This is a genomic window from Vibrio sp. AIC-3 (genome assembly GCF_013114515.1).
GTDB lineage: Bacteria > Pseudomonadota > Gammaproteobacteria > Enterobacterales > Vibrionaceae > Vibrio > Vibrio crassostreae_C.
Genome location: NZ_VTXG01000008.1, coordinates 69,608 through 82,503, shown reverse-complemented (window position 1 = coordinate 82,503; position 12,896 = coordinate 69,608). Strand labels below are relative to the sequence as shown.

11 protein-coding genes are annotated in these 12,896 nt (G+C 44.3%); 6 read left to right on the top strand and 5 right to left on the bottom strand.

Annotation, left to right across the window (positions count from 1 at the left end; translation table 11 throughout):
* The first annotated feature begins 76 nt into the window (after positions 1–76).
* Positions 77–1,981, top strand: a complete 1,905-nt coding sequence (locus F0229_RS08065; protein WP_171732598.1) for a diguanylate cyclase — start codon at positions 77–79, stop codon at positions 1,979–1,981.
* Positions 1,982–2,044: 63 nt separating this feature from the next.
* Here the strand turns inward: F0229_RS08065 and F0229_RS08060 are convergent, their stop codons facing one another.
* Positions 2,045–2,650 (bottom strand): beta-phosphoglucomutase family hydrolase, encoded by a 606-nt coding sequence (locus F0229_RS08060; RefSeq protein ID WP_017069882.1) that lies wholly within the window; start codon positions 2,648–2,650, stop codon positions 2,045–2,047.
* A gap of 87 nt (positions 2,651–2,737) precedes the next feature.
* On the opposite strand from F0229_RS08060, the gene arfB reads away from it, so the two are divergent.
* A complete protein-coding gene (gene arfB / locus F0229_RS08055; RefSeq protein WP_017059842.1) occupies positions 2,738–3,148 on the top strand; it encodes an alternative ribosome rescue aminoacyl-tRNA hydrolase ArfB in 411 nt (136 codons plus the stop codon).
* 93 nt (positions 3,149–3,241) lie between these two features.
* Here arfB and F0229_RS08050 read toward each other — a convergent pair whose 3' ends face one another.
* Positions 3,242–3,559, bottom strand: coding sequence for a helix-turn-helix transcriptional regulator (locus F0229_RS08050; RefSeq protein WP_017059843.1), 318 nt, complete (start codon positions 3,557–3,559; stop codon positions 3,242–3,244).
* Positions 3,560–3,759: 200 nt separating this feature from the next.
* Between F0229_RS08050 and F0229_RS08045 the strand changes: the two genes are divergently transcribed.
* Positions 3,760–4,086 (top strand): hypothetical protein, encoded by a 327-nt coding sequence (locus F0229_RS08045; RefSeq protein ID WP_171732597.1) that lies wholly within the window; start codon positions 3,760–3,762, stop codon positions 4,084–4,086.
* A 91-nt stretch (positions 4,087–4,177) separates the two neighbouring features.
* Here F0229_RS08045 and F0229_RS08040 read toward each other — a convergent pair whose 3' ends face one another.
* The 3 genes from F0229_RS08040 to F0229_RS08030 all read right to left on the bottom strand — a co-directional run bounded on the left by F0229_RS08040 (position 4,178) and on the right by F0229_RS08030 (position 7,716).
* Positions 4,178–5,248 (bottom strand): trypsin-like serine protease, encoded by a 1,071-nt coding sequence (locus tag F0229_RS08040; RefSeq protein WP_171732596.1) that lies wholly within the window; start codon positions 5,246–5,248, stop codon positions 4,178–4,180.
* A gap of 263 nt (positions 5,249–5,511) precedes the next feature.
* The gene (gene gcvT / locus F0229_RS08035; RefSeq protein WP_102331907.1) at positions 5,512–6,645 is read right to left on the bottom strand and encodes a glycine cleavage system aminomethyltransferase GcvT; all 1,134 of its coding nucleotides are present in this window, start codon (positions 6,643–6,645) and stop codon (positions 5,512–5,514) included.
* 447 nt (positions 6,646–7,092) lie between these two features.
* Positions 7,093–7,716 carry a helix-turn-helix domain-containing protein gene (locus F0229_RS08030; protein ID WP_086051012.1) on the bottom strand — a complete coding sequence of 208 codons (624 nt, stop codon included), beginning with the start codon at positions 7,714–7,716 and terminating at the stop codon, positions 7,093–7,095.
* A gap of 440 nt (positions 7,717–8,156) precedes the next feature.
* On the opposite strand from F0229_RS08030, the gene F0229_RS08025 reads away from it, so the two are divergent.
* The 3 genes from F0229_RS08025 (at position 8,157) to gcvP (ending at position 12,850) form a co-directional block, all read left to right on the top strand.
* On the top strand, positions 8,157–9,449 hold the full coding sequence (locus tag F0229_RS08025; protein ID WP_171732595.1) for a serine hydroxymethyltransferase: 1,293 nt from the start codon (positions 8,157–8,159) through the stop codon (positions 9,447–9,449).
* A gap of 51 nt (positions 9,450–9,500) precedes the next feature.
* Positions 9,501–9,881, top strand: a complete 381-nt coding sequence (gene gcvH, locus F0229_RS08020; protein ID WP_004730871.1) for a glycine cleavage system protein GcvH — start codon at positions 9,501–9,503, stop codon at positions 9,879–9,881.
* Between the two features lie 89 nt (positions 9,882–9,970).
* Positions 9,971–12,850 (top strand): aminomethyl-transferring glycine dehydrogenase, encoded by a 2,880-nt coding sequence (gcvP, locus tag F0229_RS08015; protein WP_171732594.1) that lies wholly within the window; start codon positions 9,971–9,973, stop codon positions 12,848–12,850.
* Positions 12,851–12,896 lie beyond the last annotated feature (46 nt).

The window sequence follows — 12,896 nt, the reverse complement described above, 5'->3', positions numbered from 1 at the left end:
TCTTAACTTCTCGGTCAAGATCACATTAAAAACCCTATAAAATATATAGTATTGCGCTGATTCTTTGAGGACAGTGATGAATACAAGTATAAAAAAACTAGTCAGCCAATTTCTATGTACCATCTTTGCCCTAGGACTAGTCCCTGCCCTCTACATCAATTCTGAACTTGACAGAATTGATGCTCAGCACACTCTAAATATTAAGCAGTCTAGCCAAAATCAAATCGAATACAGCTTTCATGAACTCGCTGTTATTGTTGAGCAAATCTCTAACTCTGTTCCTTCAATCGCCGACTCTCAAACACTACTCCGAGCGATTCGAGAACCTTCTATTATCCATAAAGAAACCCTGCAAGATCTTTGGGTGATGTTAGCTCGTGGCCAAAAATACTATTCCCAGCTTCGTTACCTCGATCTAGCTGGCAACGAAGTGTTTCGCGTTAATTATAAAGACAATCAAGCAATCGTGGTTCCAGATAGTGAACTGCAGAACAAGTCTTCGCGTGATTACTATGAGGTACTACAGCAATTAAAGATTGGTGAGATTAGCTCTCGCGGTATTGATCTTGAAGTCGAAAACGGAGAGATCGTTCGCCCTTTGATTCCAGCGCTACGCATTATGACGCCAGTCGCTGAAAACAACCGCATTATTGGTTACTTCATCGCAAACCTGAACATGCTTGAGATTTATAAGCGCCTTCACTATCAAATTGGTGCATCTTCTGCTGTTCCTATTATTCTCAACAAAACCGGACACATAATCATGGGGCCGGATCCTACGGAATCTTTCGGACATGTAATTGAATCACGTTCAGAGCAGACTTACGCAAAGTTATACCCTGAGCTTTGGACTGCGATTCAAGACAAGACATCTTCGAGCTATTTCGATGGTGAGAACTGGTATTTTCATTCCGACATCAGCCCTAAAATCAAACAGTTTGAAGGCCCTATTTACATGGTTCTTCACATTGAAAATCAGCAGTTCAGCAGTCAATACCGACAAGAAAAACAAGCGATCGTCGTTCAGATCATCACCTTGTCTTTCTTGATTTCGATGATCTCCGCTGGCTTCGTATTGTGGAACAGCAACCACAAGAAGAACAGTATCGAGAGCCAACTTGCTAAGGCCGCAATGAATGGCATGTCTGCCTTGGTGATTACCGACAGAAACAACCGAATCATCAAAGTAAACCAAGAGTTCACCCGTGTGAGTGGCTACGAGTTAGAAGACGTAAAAGGCCGCCAACCGTCCATGTTTGCCTCTGGTCGCTACAACGAAGAGTTCTACATCAAGATGTGGAGCATCATCAAAGAGAAAGGCATGTGGGAAGGCGAAGTGGTTAATCGTCGTAAAGACGGGTCTTTGATCACGGAAATATTGCGAATCCAAACCATTAAAGACTCGAAAGACGTGATTCAGTTTTATGTCGCTTCATTTGTGGATATAAGTAAACACAAAGAGCTAGAAAACAAACTGAGAAACCTGAGTGAAAAAGATGCCTTAGCTGGGTGTTGGAACCGCCGTAAATTCGATCTTGAGCTGCGAGGTGAGTGCTCTCGTGTTAATCGTTACCCTACTCGCGAACAGTCTTGTTTAGCGATTTTGGACATAGACCACTTCAAACGCATCAACGACAGATTTGGTCACGATTATGGAGATCGCGTCATTCAAACCGTTGCTCAAGTATTACAACGAGAGTGCCGAGAAACTGATTTTGTGGCTCGTATTGGTGGCGAAGAGTTTGGCGTTATTCTGCCTCATACCACAACAGAAGAAGCTGAGTATGTACTTAACAGATTGAGAATCGCAGTCAGTATTGAGCTCGATAACGTGGTGACGGTCAGTGGTGGAATTACCAACCTGACCAACGACCCTGCTCTTAACTACAAGTGCGCCGATTTAGCACTTTATGAAGCCAAAGCAGCAGGTCGAAACAGTGTGTGCCTGTTCCTAGACAGTGAAATGAGCGAAATCGCCTAACAGAAAATCAGTATTGTTCCGCTAGGCTATTAGTTTGGCGGTTTAACAACCCAATCCTTGCAATCAGCTTGGTGCAGGATAGAACTCTAGTTTGTTCCCCTCTACCACTAGAATACAATCCATGTTCGCAGCATGAGCAGCCTGCTTACCTAGGTTCGTATCTTCAAACACAACACACTGCTTTGGCTGCAAACCCATACCAAAACACGCATCTAAGAAAGTATCCGGATTTGGTTTGTGATTCTTAACGTCTGTTGCTGTCACGAGAATATCGAGCTTACTCAAGATCTCTGTCTTATCCAGTAACTGTTCGGCACTTTTACGTTGACTGCCCGTTCCGACTGCAATCTTCTTGTTACCCAGATGCTCTAACAACAGAGAGTGAGTACAAGGGATAACGTCTCCTTTGTCTTCGATAGCCGCAAACGACGCCATTTTAAACGTAGAAACCGCTTGTGGGTCGAGCGATAAACCGTATTTGCTGTTCACCTCACCGGCTATCTTATAACTCGGCATGCCACCTAAGCTATGCAGCCAAGACGCTTCAAAATGAAAGCCAAACTCTTCAGCCGTTCGCTCCCACGCCTTTACATGTGCAGGCATTGTATCGATCAACGTACCGTCCATATCAAAGATTAATCCTTCATATGCCGTTAAATCTATTTTCATCACTACTACCACTCTTAAATAAAGTTACTGATACCATAACCAATATTCAGTATCATGGCGCCATATTACCGTTCAAAATGGATGTTTATGTTACAAATATCTAACTCTGTTTCGATTCAAGACTGGGAACTCCAGTTAACAGCGATCAGAGCACAAGGAGCCGGCGGTCAGAACGTCAATAAAGTATCGAGCGCGATACATTTACGTTTTGATATCAAGCACTCTACCCTACCTGACTTCTATAAAGAAAAGCTCCTCGCACACAAAGATAGCCGCATCACCAAAGACGGTGTGATTATCATTAAAGCGCAACAGTATAGAACTCAGGAACAAAACCGAGATGATGCTTTAGTGCGCTTGAAAGAATTGATCTTGGAAGCGACAAAGGTTCAAAAAGTAAGACGAGCAACTAAGCCGACGCGTGGCTCTCAGAAAAGACGTTTAGAAAGCAAAAAACAAAGAAGCACCACCAAACAGCTGCGTGGAAGAGTGAGCTGATGGCTTCATGCCCTCAGAGAACACATTACCCTAGAAGTATCTGTCAATTTGACTAACGAATCGATCTATTACGCTGTTTATTTGAAAGAAAGACTACTGCTTCTTTTTGACCGACAAAATCAGCTTGATCAACAACAGGCGCTCTTCGCTGGTCAGCAGACGACTGACCGCAGCTACATCTTCCGCTGTTACTTGTGATGCGCCAACAATATCAAGCACCACATCCAAATCCGTCACTTTTAAGGTTCTAGTGATTGAACGATACTGAGACATCTTGATGTCCGCCTCTCCGCGTTCAATCCTTTGATAGGTTTTTAAGCTCATTCCTGCACTCGAGGCTAACTTTTCTTGAGACAAGTTGGCTTGTTTCCTACGCTCAATCAGCGCCAATATTATGGGTTCTTGTGACATAAGCTCATCCTCAAAAGACAGTTATGTCCTAAATTCAGCAAGAAGCAGACCATATTGACTTGTGATGGTTTACATAAGCCATCAAAGGCATATTATTCGCTTGATAAAACCGTTACGTTTCATAAACCTTCACACTGATATCAGTTGTGAACGTACAGGCTAGGTAACTTGAGTATTCAAGTGTTGGGAAATTAGAAAAATTGCAAATTGCGAATAAGAAAGACGTCATATTGGAAATTGCGAATCGTTATAAATTGGCATTTCCTTGCATTAAGCACGCATTAGAAACGGACAATGCCCGCTCCGAAATTATTGCAGTGCAGCATAGGCTACTCACTTACAAAGAAGTGCTGCTGCACGGAAGTATGTTGGGAGAGAAAGAATTGAAGCAGGCCTTTTCTGCTCTGAACCAAAATGAAAAAGGTGTCGCACAAGGCGGTATTCAAAGCATCAACGACGCAGTTAAAGAGATGGATGTGATTGTCGAAAGGTACAGTAGAAAAGCGTCTACTGAATTCTGTGCCTAATCCTCTGAACGGCTTAAACAAACAAAACAAAAACGGCCAGTCATAGTTGAATGACTGGCCGTTTGTTTAGCTAACATGAAGACGTGGGTATCTAACAAGACATCGCTCTTCTAAACCTACCGAGTAACATCAACGCGCCTAGCACGCCAAACGACAAACTGCCTCCACTGCCGCCTGAACCAGATGAAGTCCGTGCATTCACATAAGCCGTTCGCTTAGCTTCTGTTGCCGAAATTTGAACGGTTTCAGAACTATCTATCACACCACCAGTTACATCTGTAATCCAATCTCTGTAGTCATAGATTTCAGTGAATACCGAAGTTACTCTTGAGCTGCCACCACACGTTTCAGGACCAAAGCTGGTAATCCCTACTTGTCTGTAAACCGAACCATCCTTCCAGTAGACAGGACCTCCAGAGTCACCTTGACAAGTGCCACCGTACAAGCCAGAAGTAGCCACATCTCCAACGAAACAAATTTGATTCTCTGTTAACTCATTGCCAGCAGCAAATACCGTTTTACAAGTCGCATTGTCTACATAATTGAGGTTTGCTTTTTGTAATAAGGTAGTGCCGTCAAATCCAGACCGTGTATCACCGTGACCCACAGCAGTAAACGTCTCTAAAGAACTACGATAGCCCTCAGAAGTTGGTCGTTTCACAATATCATTAACGGAATCTATGTTGAGCGCACTTTCAAGTTTTAAAATGGCTACGTCATTACGTAATAAATCGTTCAAGCTATTTGAATAATTACTAGGATAAAACACCTCAGAGACTCGAACCTTTTCAATGCTTCCATTTGGGAATTGAGAAGTATCTTGTAGTTGAGGGACGACAACCGTAAACAACTGCCCTTCTTCATTACCGTATATACAATGCGCTGCGGTTAGAATATGCGTTGGATCTAAAATTGTTGCACCACAGTAAGGGCCTGTTGAGTAAACACCGTCATAATCAATACGATCAATGAACAAGCTTGCCATCGAAGGAAATTCCGTGACTGAAGCGTCGCTACCATTCACAATATAGGGTGTCACAGTCGCGTCAGGAGAAACTTCGACCGAGTTTTCTGTCGCCATAACACTTGATGTGTAAATCATTGGCGCTAAAAGCCCTAAAACGGCTTTACGAACTGGACTCATTGTATGATTCACATTCATAGATAACTCCTTGTAACCCCTACTACTTATTTACAAAATTGATGAATAGACACCATAACACGTACTGACCATCATTATAGTAAGTATTTGTAACGATATTGCCACATCTCTCAATTTATAGACGAATTTAACAACCTGACTTCAATTGTTCTATTCTGCCTTGTATACGTTTCAAAAAACAAAAAAGCCTACCGTTAAACATCCCTAAAAAGAGAAGCTAACAATAGGCTTTCGTTATAGTTTGTGTTTTCTCTTAAAAGAGATTAGCCACGGTAGTAACGTTGAGGTACGAATGGCATTTTTTCTACTGTCATTGGTAGCTTCTTACCACGAACTTCAGCAAATACTTCTGTACCGATAGCCGCTAGATCAGTGCGCACGTATGCCATTGAAACAGGTTTACCCGCGTTAGGACCCGCAGTGCCACTCGTTACCACACCTACTTTGTTTCCTTCCGCATCGAACAGTTCAGCACCTTCACGTACAGGCGCTTTAGTTTGACCCACTAGACCAACACGCTTGCGTTGAACGTCTTTAGTTGCGATTTGTTCAAGGATGATATCAGCACCTGGGAAACCGCCAGCACGCTCACCGTCAGTACGACGCACTTTTTGAATGCCCCATAGAAGGCTAGCTTCTACTGGAGTCGTTGTTGTATCTAAGTCGTGGCCGTATAGGCATAGGCCACACTCAAGACGAAGTGAATCACGTGCGCCAAGGCCAATCCACTCTACTTCAGCTTCTGATGTTAGTTTACGCGCTAGTGCTTCAGCGTGATCGTTCGGTACTGAGATTTCATAGCCATCTTCACCTGTGTAACCACTGCGGCTCACAATGCACTCTACGCCGTCGATATCGACTTTTTGAACATCCATGAACAGCATGTCTGCAACGCTTGGTTGGAAACGAGCAAGAACTTCAGACGCTTTAGGGCCTTGAAGTGCTAATAGAGCGCGGTCATCAATCACTTCCATTTCTACATCTGCAGGAAGGTGAGCCGTTAGGTGGTCGATATCTTGTGTTTTACAAGCCGCGTTCACAACAACAAATAGGTGATCGCCAAGGTTAGCAACCATAAGATCATCCATGATGCCGCCCTGTTCATTAGTAAAGAACGCGTAGCGCTGCTTACCAGAAGGCAGGTCTATAATATCTACTGGAACCAGAGATTCTAAAACAGCGGCTGCATTTTCACCGTGTAGACGCAGTTGCCCCATGTGAGAAACATCAAAAAGACCAGCAGCGTCACGAGTGTGTAAGTGCTCTTTCTTTACACCCAGTGGATACTGAACTGGCATGTCGTAGCCAGCAAAAGGAACCATTTTTGCACCGACTTCAACGTGAAGCGCATGCAGAGGTGTTTTTAGTAGGTCTTGATTAGCGTGTTCTTGAGTCATTTTATTCTCCATGAAGCGTTGCAGGCTTTCCAAATCGAATCTGCCGCTTATATCTCTATTTAGAGTCGCTTCTAACGCTAGGTCTCAGCATTAGAAACAGTAGATAGTAAAAAGTGATGTCTTTTATATAGGCTTATATAGTTAGCGTTATAAAAATAGATAGCTGAACAAAAGCTCTACAACTCACTTTCTAAGAATTCACTTCAGTAAACTTCAATCAACATGAGTAAACCGTGTTCACTATAGTAAACAAGCCTGAGTCAGTTTTACACCCTTAACAAGATTAAAACAGCTCAAAATGTGACATTTAACAATTTAAAAACAATTATTCGATACATACAAAAACGCGATATTGATGATTTTCACATCAACATCGCGTCATTTGGCAAACGTTAGAAACAAAAGCAAACGTTTGCATTCACTATAAGAAATTCTAATTTTGTTAACTTATTTTGCAGTGACCCACAAAATCAGCGCATCTTCTGCACTAGTCGAAATCAACATGTGGCCCATGTTGGCATCGTAATACATGCTATCGCCTTCGCTCATAGGCACCGGTTCGTAGAATTCTGAGTAGAACATCACATCACCGGAGATAATCATTAAGAACTCTTCACCATCGTGACGAACCCAATCATTATATTCTTCAAAAGTACGCGCTCTTACGCGGCTTTTGAATGGCATCATCTTCTTATTAGAAAGCTCAGTCGCAAGCAGTTCATGCTCATAAGTCGGTGTTGGGTGAGGTTTACCTTGGCCTGCCTTAGTTAAGTCACGGCGTCCTGTTGCGACTTTTTTTCTTGGCGGCTCAAAGAGTTGCGGCATATCAATTTGCAAACCCATAGCCAATTTCTGCATCGCTTGGAACGTCGGTGAGATTTGTTCGTTCTCAATTTTACTCAGCGTTGAACGTGCCAAACCAGTGCGTTGGCTCGCCTCTTCTAACGTAATGCCCAGCTTGCTGCGGATATCTTTAATACGCTGGCCGAGCCTAAGTGGTTCGATATTCTGATCTAACGTCTCTTTAGCCAACGTTAAAGATGGGTACTCATCATAAATGTCTTCTGACATAGGTCCCTCATTTATTTCTTACTTCCTGTCTATTGATTTCATTGTTGCATGAAGCGCTTTGTTGATTAAAGAGCACACAGGAAAATAAAGCGTGCTCCCTGTAGCAAAACGAGAAAAACTGTTTCCTATTGGAAATTTTTGTTGAAAATTGATTTTATCGGAGCTATGTTATCGACTTGTTAGATGAAGAGATGCTACTTCAGCTTGCAGCAAGTGATAGATTTAACATTTGTAAGAGCTGTTTTTTACCCGAAATTTTTGGGAACCAATTCGTGCTGCATTGACCCTACAACGATCGCTTTGACGCTATGGTCGTATAAATAAGAAGCAACGCACTATTTATACACCTATATAACGCAAACGATACCGATGCAGAAATCAACGTAAGACCTAATGGACTATAAAAACAATCACCATTAGCTTAATGAAAGGTCTCGACAATGAACGCTTACCAAAACCATAGCTTAGACAGTTTTTTCTCTACGAACCTATCTGCGACTGACGACGCAGTATTTGCTGGAATCCAAGCAGAGAACACTCGTCAAAACGAACAAATCGAACTTATTGCTTCTGAGAACATCGTTTCTAAAGCAGTAATGCAAGCTCAAGGCACTTGCCTTACCAACAAATACGCAGAAGGCTACCCAGGTCGTCGTTACTACGGTGGTTGTGAGCACGTAGATACAGTAGAAGCTATCGCGATTGAACGTGCTAAACAGCTATTCAAGTGTGAATACGCGAACGTACAACCTCACTCAGGTGCTCAAGCGAACGGCGCAGTTAAACTTGCCCTACTTCAACCTGGCGACACTATCCTAGGTATGTCTCTTGACGCTGGTGGTCACCTTACGCACGGTGCACGCCCTGCGCTTTCAGGCAAATGGTTCAACGCAGTTCAATACGGCGTAGACCGCGATACTCTTGAAATCGATTACGAAGCGGTACGCGCTCTCGCTATCGAATGCCAACCTAAAATGATTATTGCAGGTGGTAGTGCTATCCCACGCGTTATCGACTTCGCTAAATTCCGCGAAATCGCTGACGAAGTTGGCGCTATCCTAATGGTAGATATGGCACACATCGCGGGTCTTATCGCGACAGGTGCACACCCTAGCCCACTGCCACACGCACACGTTGTAACGACAACGACACACAAAACACTTCGTGGCCCACGCGGCGGTATGATTCTTACGAACCACGAAGACATCAACAAAAAGATCAACTCTGCAGTGTTCCCTGGCCTTCAAGGCGGCCCACTAATGCACGTTATCGCGGCCAAAGCAGTGGCGTTTGGCGAAGCTCTTGGCCCAGAATTTAATACTTATATTGATTCAGTGATCGACAACGCAAAAGTTCTCGCTGAAGTGTTGCAAACTCGCGGTTGTGACATTGTGACTGGCGGTACAGACACGCACCTGATGTTGGTTGACCTTCGCCCTAAGGGCTTGAAAGGTAACGTAACTGAAGAAGCATTAGAACGTGCAGGGATCACATGTAACAAAAATGGCATACCATTCGATACAGAGAAGCCTATGATTACTTCTGGTATCCGTTTAGGTACGCCAGCTGGAACCAGTCGTGGTTTTGGCACTGAAGAATTCAAACTTATCGGTGAATGGATCGGTGATGTACTTGATGGCTTAGTTGAGAGCCCTGAAGGCAACGCTGAAGTTGAGCAACGTGTTCGCAAACAAGTTAAAGAGCTTTGCAAGCGCTTCCCTCTTTACCGTTAAACCGTTTTTAAGATTTAAATTAAAACCTCATAAATTTTTGGAGAATAAGCAATGGACAATACACTAAAGTTTGCAGACAGCCACGAGTGGGTAAAAGACAACGGTGACGGTACTGTGACTATCGGTATTTCTGAGCACGCTCAAGAAATGCTAGGTGACGTTGTGTTTGTTGACCTGCCTGACACTGGAGACGAAATAGAAGCTGGTGAAAGCTTCTCTCTCGTTGAATCAGTTAAAGCAGCTTCTGATATCTACGCACCAATCTCTGGCGAAATCGTAGAAATAAACGAAGAATTAGAAGATAGCCCTGAGTTAATTAACGAAGAATCTTATGAAGGTGGCTGGATTGTTAAAGTGAAGATGTCTGATGCGTCTGAACTAAACAACCTTAAAGATGCGGAAGAATACCTAAGCTCTATCGAAGAAGATTAATAGGTAACCTCATTACGATAAAGCTGCTCTTGTGAGCAGCTTAATTTTAGGGGCTAGCTCACGGCTCCAGAGAGAAAGTAGAACATATCATGACTGAATTACTTCAAAGCCAATTACTGAAAGACCTGGGTACTCAAAACGAGTTTGTTGCTCGTCATAACGGCCCTAATAAAGCAGACCAGCAAAAAATGCTTGAAGCGATCAACGCGACTAGCTTAGACGCACTGATCGACGAAACGGTTCCTGCACAAATCCGTCTTGAAAAACCAATGACACTTGCTGCGCCACTGAGCGAAATGGACATGCTGACCTCTCTTAAGGAGATCGCGAACCTAAACCAAGTAAAACGTACTTTCATTGGCCAAGGCTACTACAACACATTCACTCCAAACGTTATTCTGCGTAACGTTTTAGAGAACCCAGGCTGGTACACAGCTTACACACCATACCAACCAGAGATTTCTCAAGGTCGTCTTGAAGCTCTGCTAAATTACCAACAAATGGTAATGGACCTTACAGGTATGGAAATCGCGAACGCATCCCTTCTTGATGAAGCGACAGCGGCTGGCGAAGCAATGACTCTGTGTAAGCGTGCTGGCAAAAGCAAGAGCAAAGTATTCTTCGTTGCTGACGATGTTCACCCTCAAACACTAGAAGTTGTTAAAACTCGTGCTGAGTACATCGGTTTTGAAGTAATGGTTGGTGCTCTTGAAACACTTCCAGAGCAAGACGTATTTGGTGCGCTTCTTCAATACCCGAGTACAACGGGTGAAGTTCGCGACTTAACAGACATCATTGCGAAAGCTCAAGCTAACAAAACACTGGTAACAGTTGCTACTGACCTACTTGCTTCAGCTCTACTCAAGCCAGCTGGCGAAATGGGCGCAGACGTAGTCATCGGTTCAGCGCAACGTTTCGGCGTTCCTATGGGTTACGGCGGTCCACACGCTGCATTCATGGGTACTCGTGAAAAGCATAAGCGTACAATGCCAGGTCGTGTAATCGGTGTATCTATCGATACTCACGGTAACCAAGCACTACGTATGGCAATGCAAACTCGTGAGCAACACATCCGCCGCGAGAAAGCGACATCGAACATCTGTACAGCTCAAGCACTTCTAGCAAACATGGCGTCTTTCTACGCGGTTTACCACGGTGCAGAAGGCCTACGCACTATTGCTCGTCGTACACACCACATGACAGCTATCCTAGCGGCTGGTCTGACTAAAGCAGGTTACGAGCTAACGAACAACAGCTTCTTCGATACCATCACAATCAACTCAGAAGATAAGACAGATGCACTGTACGCGAAAGCGCAAGCAGCAGACATCAACCTACGTCTACTTCCTGGTAAGATCGGTATCAGCTTAGACGAAACAACTACTGTAGATGATGTGAATGCCCTATTCGCTATCTTCGATGTGAAAGAAGACGTTCAAGCACTTTCTTCTGACATTGCATCAAACGAGTTTGCAGCAATTCCAGAAAACTGCCGTCGTGAATCTGAGTACCTAACTCACCCAGTATTCAACACGCACCACAGCGAAACGCAAATGATGCGTTACCTAAAACAGCTTGAGAACAAAGACTTCTCACTCACGCACGGCATGATCCCACTGGGCAGCTGTACGATGAAGCTGAACGCTGCTGCTGAGATGATCCCAGTAACATGGCCTGAGTTTGGTTCTATTCACCCATTCGCACCTCTAGAGCAAGCGGCTGGTTACACAGCACTAGCGAAAGATCTTAAAGAGAAGCTATGTGAAATCACTGGTTACGACGATTTCTCACTACAGCCTAACTCTGGTGCATCTGGCGAATACGCAGGTCTAATCGCGATTCAACGTTACCATGCAAGCCGCGGTGAAGCTCACCGTAACGTTTGTCTGATCCCAAGCTCTGCGCACGGTACTAACCCTGCAACAGCATCAATGGTTTCAATGAAGGTAGTGGTTGTTAAGTGTGATGAAGATGGCAACATCGACATGACAGACCTAGCAGCGAAAATAGAGAAGCACAAAGACAACCTATCAAGCATCATGATCACTTACCCTTCTACGCACGGCGTATACGAAGAGCAAGTGAAAGAAGTGTGTGAACAAGTACACGCAGCGGGCGGTCAGGTTTACCTAGACGGCGCGAACATGAACGCTCAAGTAGGTTTAACTTCACCTGGCTTCATCGGTTCAGACGTATCTCACTTGAACCTACACAAAACATTCTGTATCCCACACGGTGGTGGCGGTCCAGGTATGGGTCCTATCGGTGTTAAATCGCACCTAGCACCTTTCCTACCAGGTCACATCGAAAATGGTGTACAAGGTTCTGACTACGCGGTATCAGCGGCAGATCTAGGTAGTGCGTCAATCCTACCTATCTCTTGGGCTTACATCGCGATGATGGGCGAACCTGGCCTAACAGACGCGACTAAAGTTGCGATTCTGAACGCGAACTACGTGATGGAAAAACTACGTCCTCACTACCCTGTTCTTTACCGTGGCACTAACGGCCGCGTAGCGCACGAATGTATTATCGATATTCGTCCACTTAAAGAAGACACAGGCATCAGCGAAGAAGATATTGCTAAGCGTCTAATGGACTTCGGTTTCCACGCGCCTACAATGTCTTTCCCAGTTGCTGGCACGCTAATGGTAGAGCCAACTGAATCAGAAGATTTAGAAGAGCTAGACCGTTTCTGTGAAGCGATGATCGCAATCCGCCACGAAATGGCAGCTGTGAAAGCGGGTGAATGGCCACTAGACAACAACCCTCTAGTGAACGCACCACACACACAAGTTGACCTTGCTGGCGCAGAATGGGACCGCCCTTACTCTCGTGAACTTGGTTGTTTCCCATCGAAAGCAACGAAGAACTCGAAGTACTGGCCTACTGTTAACCGTGTAGACAACGTATACGGCGACCGTAACCTAATCTGTTCTTGCCCAAGCATCGATAACTACGAAGACTAATTCGTAGCGGCGCTAAGCAGTGAAACATAACAAAAGGCGAACCAAA